Source organism: Rothia kristinae (assembly GCF_016028855.1).
In the GTDB taxonomy this organism is placed as follows: Bacteria; Actinomycetota; Actinomycetes; order Actinomycetales; family Micrococcaceae; genus Rothia; species Rothia kristinae.
In genome coordinates, this window is the sequence record NZ_CP065738.1 from 1,729,172 (window position 1) to 1,754,326 (window position 25,155).

A 25,155-nucleotide genomic window follows, 5' to 3' on the forward strand; every position below is an offset into this window, starting at 1 on the left:
AAGGAGACCCTGCGCCATGACCCCCACCTACCGCCGGACCTACGCCGAGAGCCTCGAGGATCCCGAGGGCTTCTGGCTGCGCGCGGCGCAGCTGATCGACTGGGAGCAGGCCCCCACCCGGGCCCTGGACGACTCCGCCGCCCCGCTGTACCGCTGGTTCCCCGATGCGACGCTGAACACCTGCTTCAACGCGGTGGACCGGCACGTGCGCGACGGGCGCGGGGACCAGGTGGCGATCCTGCACGACTCCCCGGTCACCGGCACCCGCACCGAGATCACCTACGCCCGCCTCCAAGAGGAGGTCGCGGCCTTCGCCGGGGCGCTGGCCGCGGCCGGGGTGGGCACGGGGGACCGGGTGCTGATCTACCTGCCGATGATCCCCGCCGCCCCCGTGGCCATGCTCGCCTGCGCCCGGCTGGGTGCCGTGCACTCCGTCGTCTTCGGCGGCTTCGCTCCGGCGGAGCTGGCCAGCAGGATCGACGACTGCCGCCCGGTCGCCGTCGTCACCGCCACCGGCGGGATCGAGCCCACGCGGCGCATCGAGTACCTGCCGGCCGTGGAGGAGGCGCTGCGCCTGGCCGAGCACCCGCCGGGCGCGGTCTTCGTGCGCCACCGCGAGGGCTTCGCGACCACGCTGGCCGAGGTCGCGGCCCGGGCCGGGACCGACGGGCAGCCCGCCTGCGCCTGGCGGGACTGGGAGGAGGCCGCGGCCGCCGCCGAGCCCGCCGGATGCACCACCGTCCGAGCCACCGACCCGCTGTACATCCTCTACACCTCCGGGACCACCGGCGCCCCCAAGGGCGTCGTGCGCGACGCCGGCTCCCACGCGGTGGCCCTGCGCTGGTCGATGGAGGCGATCTACGACGTCGGACCGGGCCAGACGATGTTCACCGCCTCCGACGTCGGGTGGGTCGTCGGGCACAGCTACATCGTCTACGCGCCCCTGCTGACCGGGGCGACCACCGTGCTCTACGAGGGCAAGCCGGTGGGCACCCCCGACGCCGGCGCGTTCTGGCGGGTCGCGGCCCAGGCCCACGCGCGGGCCCTGTTCACCGCACCCACCGCGCTGCGCGCGATCCGCCGGGCCGACCCCGACGGCGAGCTGATCCGGGATTGCGACCTGTCCGACCTGCAGACCCTGTTCGTGGCGGGGGAGCGACTGGACCCGGAAACCCTCGGCTGGGCCGAGGAGGTCTTGGGCGTGCCGGTGATCGACAACTGGTGGCAGACCGAGACGGGCTGGCCCATCGCCGCGAATCCGCGCGGGCTGGAGCCCCTGCCGGTGAAATCCGGCTCCCCGACGGTGCCCGTGCCCGGGTACCGGGTGGAGGTCCTGGGACCGCTCGGCGAGCCCGTGCCCGCCGGGACCGAGGGCAACCTGGTGCTGCGCCTGCCCCTGCCACCGGGGTGCCTGCCGACCCTGTGGGGCGATGACCAGCGCTTCGTCTCCTCCTACCTGTCCGCCTTCGAGGGCTGCTACGCCACGGGGGACTCCGGCTACCTCGACGCGGACGGCTACGTCTACGTCATGGGACGCACGGACGACGTCATCAACGTCTCCGGGCACAGGCTGTCCACCGGGGCGATGGAGCAGGTCCTGGCCGCGCACCCCGCGGTGGCCGAGGCCGCGGTGATCGGGGTGGTCGATGAGCTCAAGGGGCAGCGGCCCTCCGGCTACGTGGTGCTGCGTCGGGACGCCGAGATCGAGGAGCGGCGGCTGGGCGAGGAGCTGGTGGCGATGATGCGCCAGCGCATCGGGGCGGTCGCCGACTTTAAGCACGTGCGGGTGGTCTCCGCGCTGCCCAAGACCCGCTCCGGCAAGATCCTCCGCAAGACGATGCGCCAGATCGCCGACGGCGAGGACTGCCGCGTGCCCTCCACCATCGAGGATCCGGCCGTGCTGGAGGACCTGGTGCCCGTGCTGCGCGGCTCCTGACGCCCTGCGACCCTGAAGGATCCCGCGTGTGATGCGGAGGACGCGATATGCATCATGACGGTATAGGATCGCCTGGCACACCATCTCATCCACCTGCGAGGAGCCGTTCATGGCCCAGACCTCCGACGCCGCCCGCTCGGCGTCCGCCACCCCGTGGTACCGCTCGGGAACCCACCTGCTGTACCTGTCCGTGATCGCCGGGGTCGTGCTCGGCGCGGCCCTCGGATTGATCGCCCCCGGCACCGGGAAGGCGCTCGCGCCCATCGGCACCGGCTTCGTCGCGCTGATCAAGATGCTCATCGCCCCGGTGATCTTCTGCACCATCGTCATCGGCGTCGGCTCGGTGGCCAAGGCCGCGACGGTGGGTCGGGTCGGCGGGATGGCGCTGATCTACTTCGTGCTGATGTCCACCTTCGCCCTGGTCATCGGCCTGGTCGTGGGCAACCTCATCCACCCCGGGGACGACCTGCACTACCACTCGGGCCACTACGAGGTCGCCGCTGCCGAATCCACCGGCTGGGCCAACACCGGCAACCACACCGTGGACTTCCTGCTCAACATCATTCCCAGCTCCCTGCTCAACGCCCTCGTCTCCGGGAACATCCTCCAGGCCCTGTTCGTGGCGCTGCTGGTGGGCTTCGCCCTGCAGCGCATGGGCGAGGCGGGCAAACCCATCCTGAAGTTCATCACCTATCTGCAGGCCGTCGTCTTCCGCATCCTCATGATGATCATGTGGGTCGCTCCGCTGGGTGCCTTCGGGGCCATGGCCGGGGTCGTCGGGGCCACCGGGATCAAGGCCGTCGGGCAGATGGCCCTGCTGATGCTGGCCTTCTACATCACCTGCGCCCTGTTCATTCTCGTGATCCTCGGCGGGCTGCTGAAGCTGGCCACCGGGCTGAACATCCTCAAGCTGCTGAAGTACCTCGGGCGGGAGTACCTGCTGATCTTCTCCACCTCATCCTCCGAGGCAGCCCTGCCGCGGCTGATCGCCAAGATGGAGCACACCGGGGTGGACAAGTCCGTCGTCGGCATCGTCGTGCCCACCGGGTACTCCTTCAACCTCGACGGCACCGCGATATACCTGACCATGGCCTCGATCTTCGTCGCCGACGCCATGGGCAAGCCGCTGAACATCGGCGAGCAGGTCTCCCTGCTGATCTTCATGATCATCGCCTCCAAGGGCGCGGCCGGGGTCACCGGCGCGGGCCTGGCCACCCTGGCCGGCGGCCTGCAGTCCCACCGACCCGAGCTGGTGGACGGGGTCTCCCTGATCGTGGGCATCGACAAGTTCATGTCCGAGGCCCGCGCCCTGACCAACTTCACCGGCAACGCCGTGGCCACCCTGCTGATGGGCAGGTGGAACCGCATGGTGGATCTGGACCGGGCACGGCGCGTGCTCGACGGCGAGCTGCCCTTCAACGAGGCCGACCTCGCGGAGAACCCGCACTACGAGGAGGTCCAGGGGGACAGGAACGTGGACCAGGCCGTCGTGCTGAAGTCCCCGACCAAGCAGATGCCCACCGTCGAGGGTCCCCGGCAGGCCGGCTCCACGACGATCCAGGACCTGGACTCCTGACCCGAGCCCGGAACGGCGCCCCGTCCGCCCCACCGGGTGCGACGCCGTCCCGGTCGGGCCCGCCCGTCCAGCGCCGCTGCCCCGAACCCGCCCCGCCCTCCCCGGCGGGGCGGTAGGGTTTAATCCCGAGCCAGAACTGTCCCCGACGACGGAAAGCCGCTTGTGACTGCATCTACTACCCCCGACGCCAACCTCGGGCCCACCGGGCGCCCCCTGCGCACCTTCCCCGATCCCCCCGAGCTGACCGAGCACGGCCCCGCCCGGGTGATCGCGATGGTCAACCAGAAGGGCGGGGTCGGCAAGACCACCTCGACCATCAACCTCGGCGCCGCGCTCGCGGAGCTCGGACGCAGGGTGCTCATGGTGGACTTCGATCCCCAGGGCGCCCTGTCCGCCGGCTTCGGCGTGAACCCGCACGAGCTGGACACCACCGTGTACACCGTGATGATGGATCGCAAGACGGACGTGCGCGAGGCCATCCGGGCCACCGATTTCCCGAACATGGACCTGCTGCCGGCCAACATCGACCTCTCCGCCGCGGAGGTGCAGCTGGTCAACGAGGTCGCTCGCGAGCAGGTGCTGTCCTCCGCGCTGAAGAAGGTCAAGGACGACTACGACGTCGTGCTCATCGACTGCCAGCCCTCCCTGGGGCTGCTCACCGTCAACGCCCTGACCGCCGCGGACGGGGTCATCATCCCCCTGATCTGCGAGTTCTTCGCGCTGCGGGCCGTGGCCCTGCTGGTGGACTCCATCGAGAAGGTCCAGGACCGGCTGAACCCGGACCTGCGCATCGACGGGGTCCTGGCGACGATGTTCGACTCCCGCACCCTGCACTCCAAGGAGGTGCTGGCCCGCATCGTGGACGCCTTCGGTGACAAGGTCTTCGACACCGTCATCAAGCGCACCGTGAAGTTCCCGGACGCAACCGTCTCCGCGGAGCCGATCCTGACCTACGCCCCCACCCACACCGGGGCGATCGCCTACCGGGAGCTGGCCAAGGAGCTCATCGAGCGCGGAGGCTCCCGCTGATCCAGGCGGCCCCCGCCCCGGGTGCGCCCGGGGATCTCGCCGCCGCGGCGGCGGACCCGCCCGAGGCCGACGAGGCCGCGGGCGGGTTCTCCGTGACCCTGGAGAACTTCGCCGGGCCCTTCGAGGTGCTGCTCAACCTCATCGGGCAGCGGCGCCTGGACATCACCGAGGTCGCGCTGGCCGAGGTCACCGACGAGTTCATCGCCTACGTGCGGGCCCTGCGCGACACCGGCCTGGAGCGGGCTCTGGACGAGGCCAGCGAGTTCCTCGTCGTCGCCGCGACCCTCCTGGACCTGAAGGCCGCCCGGCTGCTGCCGGCCGGGCAGGTGGAGGATGAGGAGGACATCGCGATGCTGGAGGCCCGCGACCTGCTGTTCGCCCGGCTCCTGCAGTACAAGGCCTTCAAAGACGTCTCCGGGATCCTCGCCGAGCGCTTCGACGCCGAGCGCAGCCGCTTCGCCCGCACCGTGCCCTTGGAACCGGAGCTGGCCTCGGCCCTGCCCGAGCTGGTGTTCACCGCGAGCCCGCAGGACCTGGCCCGGCTGGCCGAGCGGGCCCTGACCCCGCGGCAGGAGGACCCGCAGGAGGTCGGCACCGATCACCTGCACGGCGCACGGGTCACCGTGCGGGAGGAGGCCGAGCACCTGGCCGCCCGGCTGCGGCCCGGGGCCGCGCTGAGCTTCGCGCGCCTGGTCGCCGACGCCGAGGACCTGCTGGTGGTCGTCGTGCGGTTCCTGGCCCTGCTGGAGATGCACCGGGACCGGGTCGTCGCCTTCGCCCAGGAGACCCCGCTGGGGGACCTGACGGTGCGCTGGGTGGGGGAGGACCCCACCTGGAGCGCGGCCCGACTGGCCGCGGACGACTACCAAGGGGCTGCCGCCGTCGCCCAGAGCCCCGCCGGCGCGGGCACCGCCGCCGGCGCGAGGGCCGACGCCGGCGCAGCCGAGGAGGCCAGACCATGAACGAGGAGCAGACCGGGCGCGAGGAGGAGTCCTCGGTGCGGCTGCGTCCCGGAGGGGTCCGGGCGGCCGTGGAGGCCATCCTGATCGTCGCCGCGGCCCCGGTGGACGAGCTCGAGCTGGCCGAGGCGCTTCAGGTGCCGGCCGCCGAGGTGGCCGCGGCCCTGGAGCAGCTGGCCCGGGACTACGACGGGCACCCCGTCCCGGACGATGGCGGCACCCTCGAGCACAGCACCGCCGAGAACAGCACCACCGACCCCGACGCCGTCGGCCTCGGCACCGCGGCGTCTGATGCCGCCGAGCGTGAGGCAGGCGACCGCGACGGCGCGGACTCGGCGCGGTATGCTGAAGAGTCCGCCGTTCAGGCGCGTGCGCGGGAGACCGCCGGGTCCCGGGTCCGCGAGCCGCGCGGCGTGGAGCTGCGTCGGGTCGCCGGCGGGTGGCGGCTGTACTCCCGCACGGACTTCGCCCCCTGGGTGCGCCGCTTCGTGCAGGAGGGGCAGACCGCGAAGCTCTCCCAGGCCGCCCTGGAGACCCTCGCGGTGATCGCCTACCGCCAGCCGATCTCCCGCGCCCGGGTCTCCTCGATCCGCGGGGTGAACGTGGACGGGGTGGTGCGCACCCTGCGCACCCGAGGCCTCGTCGCCGAGGCCGCGGAACCCGGGGAATCCGGGGCGATCCTCTTCGAGACGACCCCGCTGTTCCTGGAGAAGATCGGCCTGGAATCCCTCGCGGACCTGCCGCCCATCGCCCCCCACCTGCCCGGGGCGGAGGACGTGGCCGAGTACGAGGACCGGGCGCCCGCACCGCGCCGCGGCGCATCGGCGCCACCGGGGCAGGACGACAGCCGATGAGGGGACCCGCACGCGGCGGGACCCAGCACGAGAAGACGAAGGACACCATGGCCAGCAGATCGACGGGACGTCAGAACAACGCCAGCGGCAGCGGACGGGGCGCAGGCCCCGCCAAGCCCGGACCCTACCGCGGACCCAAGTCCGGAGGCTCCGGACGAGCGGGCGGCAAGCCCCGCCCGGGACGCCCCGGAGCCTCCCGCCCGGGCTCCGCCCGCCCCGGGGTGGCGCCGGGGGAGAAGCGGCCCGGTGGGCCCCGGCCCGGCGGGCGCCGGGACGCCCCGGCCGTGAAGTCCGGGGCGAACAAGTCCGACTCGAAGAAGTTCCGGCCCCGCAAGGGCCAGTCCGGCAAGATCTTCGCCCAGGAGCGCGGGGAGCGCCGGGCCGAGCAGCACTACCGCGGCCCGCACCGGCCCCGCCGTCCCCGGGCCGCCCCCGTGGACCGGCTGGACGTGCACGACCCCAATGGGGTGCGCCTGCAGAAGCTCATGGCCCAGGCCGGGGTCGCCTCCCGGCGGGTCTGCGAGCAGATGATCGAGGAGGGCCGCGTCGTCGTCGACGGCCAGCCCGTCACGGAGCTCGGCGTGCGGGTGGACCCGGCCAAGGCCACTGTGCAGGTGGACGGGATCACCATCCAGACCGACGAGTCCAAGGTCTACTACGCCTTCAACAAGCCCGAGGGCGTGCTGGCGACCATGGAGGACCCGGAGGGCCGGCCCTGCATCACCGACTACCTGGACCCCAACAAGCGCGAGCGGATCTTCCACGTGGGCCGCCTGGACGTGGCCACCGAGGGGCTGCTGCTGCTGACCAACGACGGCGAGCTGGCCAACCGGCTGATGCACCCCTCCTACGAGGTGCCCAAGAAGTACCTGGTGCAGGTGCGCGGGCCCATGGAGCACGGGGTCGGCGCGGAGATGAAGAAGGGCATCCGCCTGGAGGACGGGGTGGCCAGGGTCGACGAGTTCCGGCTCGTGGACTCCACCCCCGGGCACCTGCTCGTGGAGGTCACCATCCACTCCGGGCGCAACCGCATCGTGCGCCGCCTGTTCGACGCCGTCGGACACCCGGTGGAGAAGCTCGTGCGCACCGAGATGGGGCCGGTGCGCATCGGCTCCCAGAAGCAGGGCACCGTGCGCAACCTGTCCAAGGTCGAGATCGGCCAGCTGCTGGCCGCCGTGGAGCTGTAGCCCGTGCCCGCCCGTGCCCGCAGCGCCGTCGGCGCCACCGTGTCCGGCCCGGTCCTGATCATCGGGGCCGGGTTGCTCGGGGCCTCCGTCGGCCTCGGGCTGAGCCTGCAGGGCGTGCCCGTGTGGGTCCGGGACATCTCCCCGACCACCGAGGCCGTGGCCGCGGACCTCGGGGCCGGCTCCTCCTGGGCCGGGCTGGTCCGGGAGCTCGGGGAGGAGGGCGCACGCGCCGAGGCCGACCCGCAGCTGGTGGTCGTGGCCACCCCGCCCGACGTCGCCGGGGCCACGGCCGTGCAGGCGCTGCGGGACTTCCCGCGCGCCGTCGTGCTGGACATCGCCTCCGTGAAGGCCCCCATCCTCGCCGAGGTCCTGGCCTCCGGGGAAGACGCCCGCCGCTACATCGGCACCCACCCGATGGCCGGGCGGGAGCGCTCCGGGCCGGTGGCCGCGCGCGCGGAGCTGTTCACCTCCCGCCCCTGGGTGGTCTGCGAACACGAGGAGGTCGCCCCCGAGGCGGTGCGCCTGGCCCGCGGGCTGGGCCAGGACCTCGGCGGCATCGTGACCTTCCTGGATCCGGCCGAGCACGACGAGACCGTCGCCCTGATCTCCCACGTGCCGCAGGTGATGTCATCGCTGCTGGCCTCCCGACTGCGCGACACCCCCCTGGAGGCGCTGGGCCTGGCCGGGCAGGGGCTGCGCGACACCACCCGGATCGCCGCCTCCGCGCCGGGCATGTGGGTGCAGATCCTCGCGGCCAACGCCGCCCCGGTGGTGCGCACCCTGTACGGGGTGCGCGCGGACCTGGACCGGCTCATCGGCACCCTCGAGGACCCGACCGCCGACGGCGCCCGCCTGGACATCGCCCAGCTGATGAGCGAGGGCAACGCCGGGGTGGCCCGCATCCCCGGCAAGCACGGCGGCTCCCCGAAGGCCTTCAGCGAGCTCACCGTGCTCGTGGACGACACCCCGGGGCAGATCGCCCGCCTGCTCACCGAGATCGGGGAGCTCGGCGTGAACGTCGAGGATGTGCGGATGGAGCACTCGCCCGGCCAACCGGTGGGTATGGTCGAGGTAGCCGTGAATCCGACGGTGCACGAGCGGCTGGTGCAGGACCTGACCACCCGCGGGTGGCGGATCGCCCGCTGAGCGCTCGCGCCGACACCGCGCACCGCCCCCGGATGAACCAATCGACGACGATGGAGGAACCATGCCCGCAGACACCACGGACGGCGCCCGCGAGGAGGCGCTTGTGAAGGCCTCCGCTCCGGCGGAGCCGGCCGCATCCCAGTTCCGGGACGCGGACAACGCCGAAGCCTGGAAGTCGGAGCTCGTCATCGCCATCGACGGACCCTCCGGCTCCGGGAAGTCCTCGGTGGCCCGTGAGGTGGCCACCCGGCTGAAGCTGGCCTACCTGGACACCGGGGCCATGTACCGCGCCCTGACCTGGTGGGTCCTGGAGACCGGCACGGACCCGCAGGACGCCGAGGCCGTGGCCGAGGCCGCGAAGTCCCTGCCCCTTGAGCTGGGCACCGACCCGATCGTGGAGACCGTCATGTGCAACGGCGTGGACATCCGCGAGGCCATCCGCTCCGAGCGGGTCACCGCCGCGGTCTCCGCGGTGGCCAGCAACCCCGAGGCCCGTAAGGCCCTGATCGCCCAGCAGCGCCTGGAGATCGTCTCCAACGGCAAGCGCATCGTGGCCGAGGGGCGGGACATCACCACCGTCGTCGCCCCGGACGCCACCGTGCGGATCCTGCTGACCGCCTCCGAGGAGGTCCGCAAGGCCCGGCGCGGGGAGCAGCTGGGAGGGGACCGCACCTCGGAGCAGCTGGAGGCCGACGTCTCCCGGCGCGACGCCGCGGACTCGCGGGTCAACAACTTCACCGAGGCCGCCGAGGGCGTGGAGCTCGTGGACTCCACGGAGCTGGACTTCGAGCAGACCGTCGCCGAGGTGATCCGCGTGATCGACGAGACCGCGGCCCGCAACCACGAGCAGAAGCAGCAGGAAGGCTCCGGGACGACCGGGACCGAGGACGACGAGCAGGAGAGCGGAGCATGAGCCCCGTCGGCGACGAATACGAGCAGAAGTACCTCGGCTCCACCGAGGGCGAGGACCTCGCCGAGTACCTGGAGAACCTCGACGAGGCCGAGGCGGAGCAGCGGGCCGAGGCCCTGCGCGCCGGGCTGGACGACTACGACCTCGAGGACGAGGACCGCCGGCTCCTGGTGGAGTGGGGCTTCGAGACCGGGCCGGAGGAGTCCGAGGAGCCGGACCCGGTGGTCGCCGTCGTCGGGCGCCCCAACGTCGGCAAGTCCACGATCATCAACCGCATCCTGGGTCGGCGCGAGGCCGTGGTCATGGACCAGCCAGGCGTGACCCGCGACCGGGTGTTCTACCAGGCCGAATGGAACGACAAGGCCTTCACCCTGGTGGACACCGGCGGGTGGGAATCCGATGCCAAGGGCATCAACGCGCAGGTCGCGGCCCAGGCGGAGCTGGCCGTGGCCCACGCCGACGTCGTGATCCTCGTGGTGGACGCCCTGGTGGGCATCACCGCGATGGACGAGGCGATCGTGCAGATGCTGCGCCGGGTGGACAAGCCGCTGCTGCTCGCCGCCAACAAGATCGACGACTCCCACCAGGAGCCCGAGGCCGCCGCGCTGTGGGGTCTGGGCATGGGCGAGCCGCACCCCGTCTCCGGGGTGCACGGACGCGGGATCGCGGACCTGCTGGACGAGCTGCTGAAGGTCATGCCGGAGCACTCCCAGTACGCCGAACCCGAGGCCTACGCCGGCCCGCGCCGCGTCGCCCTGGTGGGACGGCCCAACGTCGGTAAGTCCTCCCTGCTGAACAAGCTGGCCGGGGAGGAGCGGGCCGTGGTCAACGAGCTGGCCGGAACCACCCGGGATCCGGTGGATGAGCTCGTGGAGCTGGGCGGGCACGCCTTCCGCTTCGTGGACACCGCGGGCATCCGGCGTCGGCAGCACATGGCCAAGGGAGCGGAGTTCTACGCCTCGCTGCGCACCCAGACCGCCCTGGAGCGCTCCGAGCTGGCCGTGGTGCTGCTGGACGTCTCCGAGCCGCTGTCCGAGCAGGACGTGCGCATCCTGCAGCTGACCATCGACTCCGGCCGGGCCATGGTGCTGGCCTTCAACAAGTGGGACACCCTGGACGAGGAGCGCCGCTACGACCTGGAACGGGAGATCGACCGGGACCTGGCCCACGTGGCCTGGGCGCCGCGGGTCAACATCTCCGCGAAGACCGGGTGGCACAAGGACAAGCTGGTCCCGGCGATGCTGAAGTCCCTGGAGGCCTGGGACTCCCGGATCCCCACCGGACGGCTCAACGCCTTCCTCGGGGAGCTGGCCGCCGCCCACCCGCACCCGGTGCGCGGGGGCAAGCAGCCGCGGATCCTGTTCGGCACGCAGGTCTCCTCCCGCCCCCCGAAGTTCGTGCTGTTCACCACCGGATTCCTGGATCCCGGCTACCGCCGCTTCATCACCCGGCGGCTGCGCGAGACCTTCGACTTCGAGGGCACCCCGATCGAGATCTCGATGCGCGTGCGCGAACGCCGCGGCCGCGGCGCCGCCGGCTCCGGGCGGGGGAAGCGGTAGCGCGGACGCGAGGCGGCGCTCTCGCTCCCGCCTCTCCCGCGAGGCGGCGCTTTCGTTCCCGAATGTGGGGTTTCCGGGAACGGATGCGCCGGGTCGGTGGGGCGTGGGAACGGATGCGCCGTCTCGGCGAGGGGATCGGGGGCGGAGCCGCGCCGCGTCGTCGCCCCGGGCCCGGGCTCCAGGGCCCCGGTGTCGATGTGCGCTGGAGGGGTCCGGCGTGTACTATGGACCAGGTGCTCGGGGCTTCCCCGGGCTTCGAGAATTCGGGTTGTGGCGCAGCTTGGTAGCGCACTTGACTGGGGGTCAAGGGGTCGCAGGTTCAAATCCTGTCAACCCGACGGACAGCCGGGGCCGATCAGCGGAAAACGCTGGATCGGCCCCGGCTTTTTCGCGTCCCCGGCCCGGCGGGCGGGTCCGGACGGACGCTTCAGGGGCGAGGTCCGTGCTGACGTGCCGGGTTCCTGCTGAGATGCCGCGCGGCGGGGACGCATCTCAGCACGAACGACGCATCTCACCGCGGCGTCGCACCGGCCCGCCCGTCCCCGTTCCCCTCGCCGCGAGGCACCGGCATAGTCTACACTGGCCAGAGAGATCCAGAACACGATGCGAGGAGGGCTCATGGCCCAGCAGCAGATGTCCACTGACGGATACCGCGTGCAGAACCCCGCCACCGGTGAGGTCCTGGAGACTTTCGAGCACGCCACCGACGAGGAGGTGCAGCAGATCCTGACCCGGGCCGCGGAGGGCTATCGCGCGTGGTCGGAGAAGACCATCGAGCAGCGCGGCGAGATCGTCCAGAAGGTCGCAGACCTGTTCGCCGAGCGCAAGGAGGAGCTGGCGCGGATCATCACCGAGGAGATGGGCAAGCCCCACGCCGAGGGCGTCGAGGAGGCCGAGTTCTGCGCGGACATCTTCGGCTACTTCGTCAAGAACGGCCCCAAGCTCGGGGCGGATCAGGAGATCGAGTCCTTCTCCGGCGGGAAGGCCTACGTGCAGAAGCGGCCCATCGGCGCGCTGCTCGGGATCATGCCGTGGAACTTCCCGTACTACCAGATCGCCCGCTTCGCCGCGCCCAACCTCATGCTCGGCAACGTCATCATCCTCAAGCACGCGGAGATCTGCCCCCGCTCCGCCCAGGCCGTCCAGCAGATCATGGACGACGCCGGCATCCCCGCAGGGGTCTACGCCAACGTCTTCGCCACCCACGACCAGATCGCCGAGATCATCGCCGATCCCCGGGTGCAGGGCGTGTCCCTGACCGGTTCCGAGCGGGCCGGGTCGATCATCGGCGCGCTGGCCGGTCAGCACCTGAAGAAGGCCGTGCTGGAGCTGGGCGGATCGGACCCGTACGTCATCCTGGACACCGACGACGTCGCCGCCGCGGCCCGCACCGCCTGGGAGACCCGCATCTACAACACCGGGCAGGTCTGCAACGCCAACAAGCGGCTGATCGTCATGGACGAGATCTACGACGAGTTCGTGGCGCAGCTGAAGAGCCTGGCCGAGGGCATGACCCCGGGGGAGACCATCGACGTCGACGCCAAGACCTTCACCCCGATGTCCTCCCGCGCCGCCGCGGAGAACCTCGACGCCCAGGTGCGCCGGGCCGTGGAGCAGGGCGCCGAGCTGGTCGCCGGCGGGGGACTGCGCGATGAGGCCTCCGCCTACTACGCTCCCGCGGTGCTCACCGGCATCACCTCGGAGATGGACGCCTACCGGGAGGAGCTGTTCGGCCCCGTCGCCGCCGTGTACCGCGTCTCCTCCGACGAGGAGGCGCTGCACCTGGCCAACGACACCCAGTACGGCCTGGGCGGTGCCGTGTTCTCGCAGGACACGGCGCGAGCGCAGCGGCTGGCCGAGCGGCTGGAGGTGGGCATGGCCAACGTCAACACCCCCGCCGGGGAGGGCCCCGAGATCCCGTTCGGCGGGGTCAAGCGCTCCGGCTTCGGCCGCGAACTCGGCCCCCTGGGCATGGACGAGTTCGTCAACAAGCGCATGTACTACGTCGCTGACTGAGCCACCGAGCCCGACGACGACGGCCCGCCCGGCACGCGCCGGGCGGGCCGTCGTCCCCCCGGGGGCGTCTGCCCGCTCGCGAGAGGCTTCAGAACCTCCCGCCGGGACCACCGCCGGGCCCGCCCATGCCGCCAGGTCCGCCCATGCCCCCGCCGGGTCCTCCCTCCGGGCCGCCCCGCCCCATGCCGCCGCGGGAGCCGCCTCCGGGCCCGTCGCCCCAGCCGGCGCCCATCGCACGTCCCCTTCCGGCGCCCATCCCGCCGCCGAACAGGCCGCTGTTGAACACTCCGCCGTCGAACGGCCCCGTGCCGCCTCCGGCCCCGAAGCCCCGGTGTCGGCCGAACAGGCGGGAGAGCAGGCCGGGGCGACCGCCGACACCGTCCCCGCCGGTCAGCGAACCCCACACCGCGGAGCCCACGAAGCCCGCGGCCAGCGAGGCCAGCACCGTGCCGCCGGTCCCCAGCCCGCTGGAGCCGAGCACACTGCTGAGCGTGCCGGGCTTCCTCATCTCCAGTCGGGTCGCCGCCCGAGCCAGCGACGAGGAGGAGGTGTCCGCGGGGGTCTCGCCCGAGCCGGACAGGGCGGTGAGGACCTGCTGGCGCTCCTGCGCGCTCATCGCGGCGAAGGCCTCTTCGTGGGCCTTCTCGATCTGATCCGGGCTGCTCGTGGACAGCAGGTAGCGGTACCGTGCGACGGCGTCGCCGCCGGTCGCGGCGGTCGTGGTGGTGGAGTCCGTGGTCATGGCCGATCATCCCTTCCCCGGCGGGCCCCGGTCGGGGCCCCTGCCGATGTCTCCACGCTAGGAAGCCACCCTGTGCCCGGAGCCCCGTGCTCCTGTGCTCGGGCTGTGACCGAACGGTCCCCAGGCCTCGCCCCCCGGTACGGTGGAAGGGTGAGCGAGGAAACCACCACCGACACCGGCGCGCCTGCCGCGAGGACCGGCGCGGACACCACCGCCGAGCACCCGGACACCCTCGAGGATCCGGCCCTGGAGGTCCTGCGCACCGTCTTCGGCTACGACTCCTTCCGCGGGGACCAGGCCGCGATCATCCACCGGGTCACCGCCGGGGGCGACGCCGTCGTGCTGATGCCCACCGGCGGCGGGAAGTCCCTGTGCTACCAGATCCCGGCGATCCTGCGGGAGGGCACCGGCGTCGTCGTCTCCCCGCTGATCGCGCTGATGCAGGACCAGGTGGAGGCCCTGGAAGCGGTGGGCATCCGCGCCGCGTACCTGAACTCATCCCTGGACCTCGAGCAGGCCCGGACCGTGGAGCGCGGACTGCTGGCCGGGGACTACGACCTGGTCTACCTCGCCCCGGAGCGGCTCGTGCAGGAGCGCACCCTGGACCTGCTGGGCCGGACGCGCCTGGCCCTGTTCGCGATCGACGAGGCGCACTGCGTCTCCCAGTGGGGCCACGACTTCCGGAAGGACTACCTCGGTCTGTCCGTGCTGGCCGATCGCTTCCCCGGGGTCCCGCGCATCGCCCTGACCGCCACCGCCACCGCCGCGACCCACCGGGAGCTGACCGAGCGGCTCGCCCTACAGGGGGCCGAGCACTTCGTCGCCAGCTTCGACCGGCCCAACATCCAGTACCGCATCACCGAGAAGAACTCCGCCCGCCAGCAGCTGCTGCGCCTGATCCGCACCGAGCACGACGGCGAGGCCGGCATCGTCTACTGCCTGTCCCGACGCCGCGTCGAGCAGACCGCTGCCTGGCTGCGGGACCAGGGGGTGGACGCGATGGCCTACCATGCCGGGATGTCCGAGGCGCAGCGGGCCGAGGGCCAGCGTCGGTTCCTGCGCGAGGACGGGGTGGTCATGGTCGCGACCATCGCCTTCGGGATGGGCATCGACAAACCCGATGTGCGCTTCGTCGCTCACCTGGACCTGCCCAAATCCGTGGAGGGCTACTACCAGGAGACCGGGCGCGCTGGGCGCGACGGGCTGCCCGCCACCGCCTGGCTGGCCTACGGGCTGCAGGACGTGGTGCAGCTGCGGCGGATGATCGACGAATCCGAGGGCAGCGAGGAGCACCGGCGGGTGCAGCGGGCCCACCTGGACGCGATGCTCGCCCTGTGTGAGACCACCGACTGCCGACGGGTGCAGATCCTGCGCTACTTCGGGCAGGAGACGGGTCCGTGCGGCAACTGCGATACCTGCCTCAATCCGCCGGCCAGCTGGGATGCGACCGTTCCCGTGCAGAAGCTGCTCTCCGCCGTCGTGCGCCTGGACCGGGAGCGGGGCCAGCGCTTCGGCGCCCAGCAGATCATCGCGGTGCTGCGGGGCACCCCCAACGAACGCTCCACCCGCTCCCGCCACGATCAGCTCAGCGTCTGGGGGATCGGGGCTGACCTGTCCGAGACCGCCTGGCGGGCGGTCATCCGGCAGCTGCTGGCCCGCGGGATCCTCGCCGCGACCGGGGAGTACGGGACGCTGGAGCTGGCCGGGCCTGCCGGGCCTATCCTGCGCGGGGAGCAGACCGTGACCCTGCGGGTCACCCCGGAGCGCACCGCGAAGGTCGCCCGGTCCCGCACTGGTGCCACGGGGTCCCGCTCGACGGTGGCCGCGGAGCTGGGGGAGGAGGACCGGGAGGTCTTCGAGCGGCTGCGGGCCTGGCGCACCGAGCAGGCCCGGGAGCAGGGGGTGCCCGCCTACGTCGTCTTCCCGGACGCGACCCTGATCGAGCTGGCCCGCGCCCGGCCCAGCTCGAGCGCCGCGCTGGCCGAGGTCAGTGGGGTGGGAGCGAAGAAGCTGGAGCGCTACGGCGAGGCGGTCCTGCGGGTGCTGGCCTAGCCGCCGGACCCCCGGTACCTCCCGGTGGACCGGATCGTGCATCGCGAGCCGGATGATCCGGTCCGGACTGCACGATTCAGTCCCGACGCCGCAGGCCTCGTCGCTGCGCGAGGCTCCGCGCCACCAGCCTGGCCGTCGCACCCGGCCAGGTGCACGCGGGCCTGCGCGTACGGATCCTCGTGGGTCGTCACATCGGCGGCGTGGCGGTGCGGGCGCGGGCTTCCCGCCACGTGCAGGCGCGAGGGCAGAGCCACGAGGGAGAGCCCGTGCAGCAGGAGGGCCGAATCATGGGAGAAGACCGGCGGACGGGAGAGCGCGGCCGGTCGGGTCAGCGCGAAGGCCAGGTGGTCGGCGATGCGCCGCTCCCTCGGGGACAGCCGCCGCCACAGATCGGCATCGATGCCCGCACCCGGCCTGAGCCGGATGAGCCGTCCGGTGCGCAGCGCCTCGTAGAAGGCGCGCCGGCTCATGCCCAGGCCCAGGACGTCGCGGGCCAGGAGGATGTCGGATGGCGTGACCGCAGAGGGCAGCTCCGGGGCTTCGGAGGGCTGGTGGTTCGCGGTGATCGGGGGCGGCGTGCGGTGGTCCATGGCCCCACTGTGACGCGTCGCCGACGTCGGTCCGGCGAGCAGAGACCCCGGGGCGGCCGACCTGTGGATCCGTGACGTCCGGGCGGGGTCCGGAAGGATCCTGTGGATGACGCCCGGCCCTGCTATCGGCGGTCTGCGGCGGCTCCGACAGGTCCCGGACCGGATCGTGCGACGTGAGTCGGATGGTCCGGTCCAGACTGCACGATCCTGCCCACGGCGGGTGGGAGGTGGGGGCGGGTCAGTCGGAGAAGGGGTCCTCCCAGCACTCCACCAGGTCCGCGACCGATTCGATGATGCGGGTGGGGCGGTAGGGGTAGCGGTCGATCTCCTCGTCGTCGGAGATCCCGGAGCGCACCAGCAGGGTGCGCATGCCCGCCTCCAGCCCGGACTTCACATCCGTGTCCATCCGGTCCCCGATCATCACCGTGGACTCCGAGTGCGCCCCGATGGTGTTCAGGGCCGAGCGCATCATCACCGGGTTCGGCTTGCCCACGTAGTACGGCTTCTTCCCCGTGGCCGCGGTGATCAGCGCCGCGACCGCCCCCGTCGCCGGCAGCACCCCCTCCGGCGCCGGGCCCGTGATGTCCGGGTTGGTCCCGATGAACCGCGCCCCGCCCCGGATCAGGTTGATCGCCCGGGTGATCGCCTCGAAGGAGTACGTGCGGGTCTCGCCCAGGACCACGAAGTCGGGCTCGTTCTCCCCGAGGATCCACCCGGACTCGTGCAGGCTCGTGGTCAGTCCCGACTCCCCGACGACGTAGGCGGTGCCCACCTCCCGCTGGGTGCGCAGGAAGTGCGCGGTGGCCAGGGCGGAGGTCCAGATCCGCTCCTCCGGGATGTCCAGGCCGGTGGCACGCAGCCGCGCGGAGAGGTCCCGCGGGGTGTGGATCGAGTTGTTCGTCAGGACCATGTAGTTGACGTCGTTGTCCTGCAGGGTCCGCAGGAAGCGGTCCGCCCCGGGGATCATCTCCCCCTCCTTGATGAGGACGCCGTCCATGTCGGTCAGGTAGGAGATCTGCGCAGTCATGCTCCCATTGTGCCCGACGCCGCCCCGCCGGACGCCGACGACGCCCCGCCGGCCGTGGGCCGGAGCGTGCATCGCGGACCGGATCATCCGGCGCACGTGGCACGATCCGGTCCGGGAAGCGAGACGACGGGCCCATACCCGCCCGACGCAGCGGCTCGCCGGGACTCGGCGCGTCACCTGGCGGACGGCCTCGCCTCCGGCGGGCGCCGGTGTGGCAAGATCCTGGGGGACACCGCACCGTCGAGAGACTCAGGATCCCCCGTGAGCCAGAACCCGCCATCGCCGCAGAACCAGCCACCTCAGAACGGCCGGGCGCAGACCCCGCCGCACCGGAACCCGCCGCATCAGCCGGAGCGCCACAGCCCCGCCGATCTGCCCGAACACGCGGGGGACCTGGCCCACGCGGATCGCACGAGCTCCGGGCAGGGCCCGGTCCGCCCCGGATCGGTCCTGACCCGGTGGGGGATCCTGCCGTGGGTGCTGCTGGCGATCGTGCTGGGCCTGGTCTGCGGGACCTTCTTCCCCGAGGGGCTCTCGCGGGTGTTCTTCACCTTCAACGACATCTTCTCCCAGCTGCTGAACTTCGCGATCCCGCTGATCATCGTCGGCCTGGTGGTCCCGGCCATCGGGGACCTGGGGCGCGGGGCTGGGCGCTGGCTGGGGCTGACCGCGGGCCTGGCCTACGCCTCCACGATCTTCGCGGGCATGCTGACCCTCGCCGTCGCCCTGTGGATCTTCCCGGGCATCCTGCACCGGGGCACCTTCTCCGACGTGCACGCCACCGAGGACGATCTCGCCTCGACCTCCGGGTACTTCACGATCGAGATCCCCGCGCCCTTGGAGGTTATGACGGCGCTGATCCTCGCCTTCGTGCTGGGCATCGGGCTGTCCATCGTCCCGCGCGGGGTGCTGCGCCGGGGCTTCCTGGAGTTCCGGGAGATCATCACCGCCCTGATCAGCCGGATCATCATCCCGCTGCTGCCGCTGCACATCTTCGGGATCTTCCTGAACCTCACCCAGTCCGGGGAGGTCGGGAAGGTCATCTCCACGCTGCTGGTCGTCGTCGTGGTGGTGCTGGTGCTGGAGGTCGTGATCCTCGGGACCCAGTACGGGATCGCCGGGGCGGTGAGCCGACGCAACCCGGTGAAGGCCGTGTGGACCATGAAGGACGCCTACCTGACGGCCCTGGGCACCTCCTCCTCGGCGGCCACGATCCCGGTGACCCTGCGCCAGACCCTGAAGAACGGGGTGCGCCACCCGGTCGCGAACTTCGTGGTGCCCCTGTGCGCGACGATCCACCTGGCCGGCTCCGCCTCCAAGATCACCGCCTTCGCGATCGCGATCACCTTCACCCAGGGGGTCGGGGTCTCCACGGGGCAGTGGATCGGCTTCGTGTTCATGCTCGGCATCGTGATGGTCGCCGCCCCCGGGGTGCCGGGCGGGGCGATCATGGCCGCCGTCGGCATCCTGCAGTCCATGCTCGGCTTCGACGAGCAGCAGATCGCCCTGATGATCGCGACCTACATCGCGCTGGACTCCTTCGGCACCGCGACGAACGTGACGGGGGACGGGGCGATCGCGATGGTCGTGGATCGGCTGATCGGGCGCCGGCTGGACGAGAAGCAGCGGGTCGCGCCCACCCACGAGTACGTGCCCTTCGATCCGGACGCCTACATCGAGCAGGTCAGCTACGAATAATCCGCTCCGCCCGCCACGACGCCGCCCGGCCCTCGACGATGCGAGGACCGGGCGGCGTCGTCGTGAACGGGGGTGTCAGTCCGCCTTGGGGATGATCAGCCAGGCCACGAGGTAGAAGATCGCCTGCGGACCGGGGATCAGCAGGGAGAGGATGAACAGCAGGCGCACGCGGGCGGGGGACCAGTCCAGGGACTCGGCGATGCCGCCGCACACGCCGGCGATGATCTTGTGGGTGCGGGAGCGCTTCAGTGCCATGCCCTCACTCTAGGCCCTGCCCGCCGGGTCCTCGTCGACCCGCCCGGGCTGCTCCCAGGTGCGGGCCGGCTTGGAGCCGGCGGACCACTCGAGCAGCCAGCCCGGCACCTCGCGTCCGGCCGGCAGGGGGCCGGTGAGCTCGAGGACCTCGTCGTGGCTGACGGAGCCCCCGCCGCGGCGCAGGAAGCGGGCGCGCACCGCGGCCTGCGCGTACAGATCGGCGCCGACGGCGAAGGTCTGCTCCAGGTAGATCCACCGCTCATCCAGGCCCAGCACCCGCGTGTGCACCGTGAACCGCTGGCCCAGGGTCAGGGAGCGGCGGTAGCTGATGGTCTGCCCGGCCACGACCGGATACCAGCCCCGACGCCGCAGCCGGGCCCAGAACCCCGAGCGGGTCATCAGGTCCAGCCGGGCCATGTCCATGATGGTCAGGTAGCGGCCGTTGTTCATGTGCCCGAGCACGTCCAGATCGGTGGGGGCCACCCGGAAGGCGGTCACGGCGGTGTCCCAGATGCTCAGCGGGCGACCACCGCGGCCAGCGCGGGCCCGCAGGCTCATCAGCAGCAGACGCAGGTACAGATTCACGGGTGTCCTTTCGGGATCGGATGCGATGCGGATCACTGTACCGGAGCCTGCCGGGTACCGGCCCGGGCCAGGGGGGCGACGCCGGGGCGGAGGGGGCTGATAGGATCATCACCAGGCGCGATGCCCCGTCCGACGGGGGCGGCACCGCCCTTCCACTCGCGGCGAGGAGGTCCCGATGCAGCACGGCCAGTACCTGCTCCTGCTCGGCGCCTGCCTGCTGCTGACCCTGCCGCTGGAGTTCGTCTTCCGCGCCCGGGTCTACCGCCGCCCGCTGCTGACGCTGCGGGTGATCGGCGTCGTGCTGGTCCTCTTCGGCGCGTGGGACGTCATCGCCTACCATCGCGGCCACTGGACCTACGACGCCCAGTACTTCCTGGGGATCTCGATCCCGGGCGGGGTGCCCCTGGAGGAGATCCTGTTCTTCGTGGCGATCCCTCTGTGCGCCCTGCTGACCTACGGCGCCGTGGGCACCTGCCTGGGCTGGCTGCGCCGCCTGCGCCGCGGGACGGGAGCACTCGTGCGGGGTCCCCGGGATCCGCGGGCCCTCGGGGCGGGGGAGGGGCCGCATGCCTGAGTACACGCTGTGGACCCTGCTGGGCATGGCCGCGGTCCTGCTCGCGGAGATCCTGTGGCTGCGCACCGGGATCTTCCGGCAGCCGCGCTACTGGATCTCCCTGGCCATCATCCTGGGCTTCCAGGTGCTGGTGGACGGCTGGCTGACCAAGCTCTCCGCCCCTCTGGTGATCTACCACCCGCGGGAGTTCTCCGGGATCCGCTTCCCCTGGGACATCCCCCTCGAGGACTTCGGCTTCGGCTGGGCCATGGTCACCCTCGCCATCATCCTGTGGAACCGGTGGGGCGGAGCCGACGACGCCCCGGCCCGCCGCACCCCCGACGATCGGGAGATCCGATGACACCCCATCGCCCAGCCCCGGGCATCCGGGACCGCCGCGCCGAGCTGATCCCCGGGCCGGAGGGAGCCGAGCGGCCGGATGCGCACCGCCGGGTGCTCGTCATCGGCGGCGGCATCGCCGGACTGGCCGCGGCCACCGGACTGGCCGAGCGCGGCGTCGAGGTGCACCTGGTGGAGAAGCACCCGCAGCTGGGCGGACGGGTGCGCTCCTGGCCCATCACGACCCCGCAGGGGCCGGCCACGATGGGCCGGGGCTTCCACGCCTTCTTCCGGCAGTACTACAACCTCCGGGCGCTGCTGCGGCGCCTGCCCCCGGAGGCCCCCGGGCTGGTGCCGATCCCGGACTACCCGCTGGTCTCCTCCACCGGGCTCGCCGACTCCTTCCGGCGCATCCCCCGCACCCCGCCGTTCAGCTTCATCGGATTCGTCCTGACCAGCCCCAGCTTCCGGCTCACAGACCTGCCGCGGGTGGACCTGGACGCGGCCCTGTCCCTGCTGGACGTGGACTTCCCGGACACCTTCCGCCGCTGGGACGGGGTCAGCGCCCAGCGGTTCCTGGATGAGCTGGGCTTCCCGCCGCGGGCCCGGCACCTGGCCCTGGAGGTCTTCGCCCGCAGCTTCTTCGCCGACCCCCGGGACTTCTCCGCCGGTGAGCTGGTGGCGATGTTCCACACCTACTTCCTCGGCTCGGCCGAGGGCCTGCTGTTCGACACCGCCGCCGAGGACTTCGACACCGCCCTGTGGCGGCCCCTGCGCGGACACCTGGAGGGCCTGGGCGTGCGCTTCGCGACGGATCGGGTGCAGGCCCTGGACCTGCGCGGGCCCGCGATCCGGGCCCGCTTCGACGACGCGGCGCCTGAGGAGTACGACGCCGCGGTGCTCGCCGCCGGCCCGGAGGGCATCCGCCGGCTCGTCGAGACGGCCGAGGGGGTGGAGGATGCGGACTGGCGCTCGCGGGTCGGGCAGCTGCGCACCGCCCCGCCGTTCGCGGTGTGGCGCCTGTGGCTGGACCGCCCGGTGCACCGCGACCGCCCGGCGTTCCTGGGCACCGCCGGGTACGGCCCGCTGGACAACGTCAGCGTCCTGGAGCGCTTCGAGGCCGGGGCGGCCCGGTGGCGCGCCGAGCACGGCGGCAGCGTCATCGAGCTGCACGCCTACGCCCTGTCGGAAGCGAGCGACCCCGAGCGGCTGCGCACGCGGCTGCGCGCGGAGCTGGCCCGGGTCTGGCCGGAGACCGCCGCGGCCGGGATCCGTCACGAGGAGCTGCTGATCGAACGGGACTGCCCGCTGATCGGCACCGAGCCGTGGGAGCGCCGACCCACCGTGGCCACCCCGGATCCCCGGCTGATGCTGGCCGGTGACTGCCTGCGCACGGACCTGCCGGTGGCGCTGATGGAGCGGGCCGCGACCACCGGCTGGCAGGCGGCCAACGCCCTGCTGGAAGGGTGGGGCGTGCGCGGACACGACCTGCTGTCCCCGCCGCGCACCGCCCGCGCCTCCTGGCCGGGGTGGGCCCGCCGGGCCCTGGGTGCCCTGCCCGGGGCGAGACGCGGCCGGAAATCCGAGGAGAGGCGCGGATGAGACCGACCGGACTGGACCTGTACGACGCCGCGGCCTCGGCCGGAGCCGGCACCGTGATCCGCCGCTACTCCACCTCCTTCGGGTTGGCCAGCCGCCTGCTCTCCCGGCGGATCCGCCCGCGCATCGCCGACGTCTACGCCCTGGTGCGGGTCGCCGATGAGATCGTCGATGGCCCCGCCGAGCAGGCCGGGTTCGATGCGGCCCAGCGCCGCAGCGAGCTGGATGCCCTGGAGGCCCGCACCGAACGCGCCCTGCAGATCGGCTTCAGCGGGGACCTCATCGTGCACGCCTTCGCCCGCACCGCCCGGGAGCACGGGATCGGCGTCGAGCTGACCCGGCCCTTCTTCGCCTCGATGCGCACCGACCTGCACCGACGCGAGTTCAGCCCGGAGCAGGCCCGGGACTACGTCTACGGCTCCGCGGAGGTCATCGGACTGATGTGCCTGCGGATCTTCGAGGCGGGCCGGACCCGCACCGCGCAGCAGGAGCGCATCCTCACCGCGGGGGCCCGGTCCTTGGGGAGGGCCTTCCAGCGGGTGAACTTCCTGCGGGACTGGGCCGCGGACACCGGCCAGCTGCACCGAGTCTACCTGCCCGAGGCGGCCGCGGGCCTGGACGGGCCCGCCCGGGACGCCGTCGTCGCCTCGATCCGGTGCGACCTCGCCGAGGCCGACGCCGCGATCCCGCTGCTGGATCCCGGCGCCCGCCCCGCGGTGCAGGCGGCCCGGGACCTGTTCGGGGAGCTGACCGACCGGCTGGCCCGGACCGACCCGCAGCGGCTGCGCCGGGACCGCATCCGCGTGCCCGCACCCCGCAAGGCCGCCCTGCTGCTGCGCGCCGCGACCCGAAGGAGCCGCGCATGATCCCCCGCCCCGGCCGACGCCGGAACCGACCTCGCCCGCAGACGCGCCGCCCCGCCGAGGAGCCGGTGATCGTGATCGGCGGGGGCATCGCCGGGCTGGCCACCGCCTGCCTGCTGGCCCGGGACGGGCACCCGGTCACCGTGCTCGAGCGCAACGAGCGGGTCGGCGGCCGGGCCGGCACCTGGGCGCCGGAAGGCTGGGTCTTCGACACCGGCCCCTCCTGGTACCTCATGCCGGAGACCTTCGACCACTTTTTCGCGATGCTGGGCACCAGCACGCGCCGGGAGCTGGAGCTGACCCGGCTGGACCCGGCCTACCGCGTCTACCCGGCTCCGCGGGACGACGGGCCCGCGGACCCGGTGGACGTGATCACCGGGGACGGGCCGGCCGAGCGGCTGTTCGAGCGGCTGGAACCCGGATCGGGGCCGCGGCTGCGCCGCTACCTGCGCTCGGCCACCCGCGCCTACCGGGCCGCCCTGGCCGCCTTCCTGTACAACCGGTTCTCCACCGTGCGGGACCTGACCCACCCGCGGGTGCTGGCGGCCCTGCCGGCGGTGCTGCCGCTGCTGGGGCGCTCGCTGTGGTCCTACGCCGCCGCCCGCTTCCGCCATCCTGTGCTGCGCCAGATCCTCGGCTATCCGGCCGTGTTCCTGGGCGCCTCGCCCTTCCGCGCCCCAGCCCTGTACCACCTGATGAGCCACCTGGACCTGCGCGACGGCGTGCGCTGGCCGCGCGGCGGATTCACCGGCGTCGTGCGGGCGCTGACCCGGCTGGCCGAGCGCGAGGGGGCGGAGATCCGCACCGGCTGCGAGGTCACCGCGATCACCTCCCGCGCCGGGCGCGCCGAGTCCGTGACGTACCTCCAGGCCGGTCGGGAGCACACCCTGCGGGCCCCGATCATCGTCTCCGCCGCGGATGAGCACCACACCGAGACCGAGCTGCTGGCCCCTGAAGACCGCACCTACGGCAGCCGACGGTGGTCCCGACAGGTCTCCGGGCCCGGGGCGGTGCTCGTGCTGCTGGGGGTGCGCGGGCAGCTGCCGCAGCTGGCCCACCACACCCTGTTCTTCACCGAGGACTGGCGGGAGAACTTCGCCGCGATCTTCGGGCCGCGGGCGCACGTTCCGGACCCGGCGTCGATCTACGTGTGCCGGTCCTCGGCCACCGACGACGTCGCCCCGCCCGGGCACGAGAACCTCTTCGTGCTCGTGCCCGTCCCGCCCGATCCCGGAATCGGGCGCGGAGGTGAGGAGGGGTCGGGCGATGCCCTCGTGGAGCAAGCCGCGGACCGGGTCATCGAGCAGATCTCCGAGTGGGCGGGGATCCCCGATCTGGCCGAGCGGATCGTGCTGCGCCGCACCATCGGTCCCGGAGATTTCGAGGCCGACTACCACGCCTTCCGCGGCAGCGCCCTGGGACCCGCCCACACGCTCGGGCAGTCCGCGTTCTTCCGCGGACGCACCGTCTCCCGCCGGGTGGCCGGCCTGTACTACGCGGGCTCGACCACCGTGCCCGGCGTGGGGGTGCCGATGTGCCTGATCAGTGCCGAGCTGGTGCTCAAGGCCGTGCGCGGGCGCGGCGGCCCGGGGCCCCTGCCGGAGCCGGCCCCGGACGGCGAGACCGCCCCGGACGGGGAGACGGCCCCGACCCCGGGAGAGCCCGGGTGAGCGGGCGGGC

22 protein-coding genes and 1 tRNA gene are annotated in these 25,155 nt (G+C 72.5%); 18 read left to right on the forward strand and 5 right to left on the reverse strand.

What is annotated here, in order from left to right:
* Positions 1–16 precede the first annotated feature (16 nt).
* The 11 genes from I6G21_RS07630 (at position 17) to I6G21_RS07680 (ending at position 13,172) form a co-directional block, all read left to right on the forward strand.
* Positions 17–1,936, forward strand: a complete 1,920-nt coding sequence (locus I6G21_RS07630) for an AMP-binding protein (RefSeq protein WP_129358142.1) — start codon at positions 17–19, stop codon at positions 1,934–1,936.
* 109 nt (positions 1,937–2,045) lie between these two features.
* Complete coding sequence (locus tag I6G21_RS07635) at positions 2,046–3,512, forward strand: cation:dicarboxylate symporter family transporter (RefSeq protein ID WP_058730976.1); 1,467 nt, start codon at positions 2,046–2,048, stop codon at positions 3,510–3,512.
* A gap of 162 nt (positions 3,513–3,674) precedes the next feature.
* The gene (locus tag I6G21_RS07640; protein ID WP_061225743.1) at positions 3,675–4,541 is read left to right on the forward strand and encodes a ParA family protein; all 867 of its coding nucleotides are present in this window, start codon (positions 3,675–3,677) and stop codon (positions 4,539–4,541) included.
* Positions 4,541–5,503, forward strand: coding sequence for a segregation and condensation protein A (locus I6G21_RS07645; protein WP_081101652.1), 963 nt, complete (start codon positions 4,541–4,543; stop codon positions 5,501–5,503). Before I6G21_RS07640 ends, I6G21_RS07645 begins: the two co-directional genes overlap by 1 nt.
* Complete coding sequence (gene scpB / locus I6G21_RS07650; protein WP_232238427.1) at positions 5,500–6,354, forward strand: SMC-Scp complex subunit ScpB; 855 nt, start codon at positions 5,500–5,502, stop codon at positions 6,352–6,354. Before I6G21_RS07645 ends, scpB begins: the two co-directional genes overlap by 4 nt.
* Complete coding sequence (locus I6G21_RS07655; protein WP_408015177.1) at positions 6,351–7,541, forward strand: pseudouridine synthase; 1,191 nt, start codon at positions 6,351–6,353, stop codon at positions 7,539–7,541. Before scpB ends, I6G21_RS07655 begins: the two co-directional genes overlap by 4 nt.
* A gap of 3 nt (positions 7,542–7,544) precedes the next feature.
* The gene (locus I6G21_RS07660; RefSeq protein ID WP_055684690.1) at positions 7,545–8,687 is read left to right on the forward strand and encodes a prephenate dehydrogenase; all 1,143 of its coding nucleotides are present in this window, start codon (positions 7,545–7,547) and stop codon (positions 8,685–8,687) included.
* Positions 8,688–8,748: 61 nt separating this feature from the next.
* Positions 8,749–9,600 carry a (d)CMP kinase gene (cmk, locus tag I6G21_RS07665; protein WP_064725513.1) on the forward strand — a complete coding sequence of 284 codons (852 nt, stop codon included), beginning with the start codon at positions 8,749–8,751 and terminating at the stop codon, positions 9,598–9,600.
* A complete protein-coding gene (gene der, locus I6G21_RS07670) occupies positions 9,597–11,156 on the forward strand; it encodes a ribosome biogenesis GTPase Der (protein ID WP_129358141.1) in 1,560 nt (519 codons plus the stop codon). The genes cmk and der overlap by 4 nt, the downstream gene beginning before the upstream one ends.
* Before the next feature lie 264 nt (positions 11,157–11,420).
* Positions 11,421–11,494, forward strand: a tRNA-Pro gene (locus tag I6G21_RS07675).
* Positions 11,495–11,789: 295 nt separating this feature from the next.
* On the forward strand, positions 11,790–13,172 hold the full coding sequence (locus I6G21_RS07680; protein WP_129358154.1) for an NAD-dependent succinate-semialdehyde dehydrogenase: 1,383 nt from the start codon (positions 11,790–11,792) through the stop codon (positions 13,170–13,172).
* Between the two features lie 88 nt (positions 13,173–13,260).
* Here I6G21_RS07680 and I6G21_RS07685 read toward each other — a convergent pair whose 3' ends face one another.
* Positions 13,261–13,914 (reverse strand): hypothetical protein, encoded by a 654-nt coding sequence (locus I6G21_RS07685; protein ID WP_061225739.1) that lies wholly within the window; start codon positions 13,912–13,914, stop codon positions 13,261–13,263.
* Between the two features lie 150 nt (positions 13,915–14,064).
* Here I6G21_RS07685 and recQ point away from each other — a divergent pair, with 150 nt between their 5' ends.
* Positions 14,065–15,966 carry a DNA helicase RecQ gene (recQ, locus tag I6G21_RS07690; protein WP_099049757.1) on the forward strand — a complete coding sequence of 634 codons (1,902 nt, stop codon included), beginning with the start codon at positions 14,065–14,067 and terminating at the stop codon, positions 15,964–15,966.
* Here the strand turns inward: recQ and I6G21_RS07695 are convergent.
* Together I6G21_RS07695 and I6G21_RS07700 are read right to left on the reverse strand one after the other, a co-directional pair.
* Entirely contained in the window at positions 15,963–16,556 is a 594-nt protein-coding gene (locus I6G21_RS07695) for a hypothetical protein (RefSeq protein WP_129358140.1), read from the reverse strand. The two genes, recQ and I6G21_RS07695, sit on opposite strands and share 4 nt — an antisense overlap.
* Before the next feature lie 238 nt (positions 16,557–16,794).
* Positions 16,795–17,583 (reverse strand): HAD-IIA family hydrolase, encoded by a 789-nt coding sequence (locus I6G21_RS07700; protein WP_055684716.1) that lies wholly within the window; start codon positions 17,581–17,583, stop codon positions 16,795–16,797.
* A gap of 261 nt (positions 17,584–17,844) precedes the next feature.
* On the opposite strand from I6G21_RS07700, the gene I6G21_RS07705 reads away from it, so the two are divergent.
* A complete protein-coding gene (locus tag I6G21_RS07705; RefSeq protein WP_224799980.1) occupies positions 17,845–19,281 on the forward strand; it encodes a dicarboxylate/amino acid:cation symporter in 1,437 nt (478 codons plus the stop codon).
* A 75-nt stretch (positions 19,282–19,356) separates the two neighbouring features.
* On the opposite strand, the gene I6G21_RS07710 is transcribed toward I6G21_RS07705, so the two are convergent.
* Positions 19,357–19,536: a PspC domain-containing protein gene (locus tag I6G21_RS07710; protein WP_055684686.1), complete on the reverse strand. Its 180-nt coding sequence runs from the start codon at positions 19,534–19,536 to the stop codon at positions 19,357–19,359.
* 9 nt (positions 19,537–19,545) lie between these two features.
* Positions 19,546–20,121, reverse strand: a complete 576-nt coding sequence (locus tag I6G21_RS07715) for an acyl-CoA thioesterase (protein ID WP_129358139.1) — start codon at positions 20,119–20,121, stop codon at positions 19,546–19,548.
* A gap of 175 nt (positions 20,122–20,296) precedes the next feature.
* On the opposite strand from I6G21_RS07715, the gene I6G21_RS07720 reads away from it, so the two are divergent.
* The 5 genes from I6G21_RS07720 to crtI are packed head-to-tail and all read left to right on the forward strand — an operon-like array spanning position 20,297 to position 25,145.
* On the forward strand, positions 20,297–20,695 hold the full coding sequence (locus tag I6G21_RS07720; RefSeq protein WP_058743482.1) for a lycopene cyclase domain-containing protein: 399 nt from the start codon (positions 20,297–20,299) through the stop codon (positions 20,693–20,695).
* Complete coding sequence (locus I6G21_RS07725; RefSeq protein ID WP_058743481.1) at positions 20,688–21,035, forward strand: lycopene cyclase domain-containing protein; 348 nt, start codon at positions 20,688–20,690, stop codon at positions 21,033–21,035. The genes I6G21_RS07720 and I6G21_RS07725 overlap by 8 nt, the downstream gene beginning before the upstream one ends.
* Positions 21,032–22,615: an FAD-dependent oxidoreductase gene (locus I6G21_RS07730; RefSeq protein ID WP_058743480.1), complete on the forward strand. Its 1,584-nt coding sequence runs from the start codon at positions 21,032–21,034 to the stop codon at positions 22,613–22,615. Before I6G21_RS07725 ends, I6G21_RS07730 begins: the two co-directional genes overlap by 4 nt.
* Positions 22,612–23,478 (forward strand): phytoene/squalene synthase family protein, encoded by an 867-nt coding sequence (locus I6G21_RS07735; protein ID WP_058731737.1) that lies wholly within the window; start codon positions 22,612–22,614, stop codon positions 23,476–23,478. The genes I6G21_RS07730 and I6G21_RS07735 overlap by 4 nt, the downstream gene beginning before the upstream one ends.
* Entirely contained in the window at positions 23,475–25,145 is a 1,671-nt protein-coding gene (crtI, locus tag I6G21_RS07740; RefSeq protein WP_081046193.1) for a phytoene desaturase family protein, read from the forward strand. Before I6G21_RS07735 ends, crtI begins: the two co-directional genes overlap by 4 nt.
* Positions 25,146–25,155: the final 10 nt, after the last annotated feature.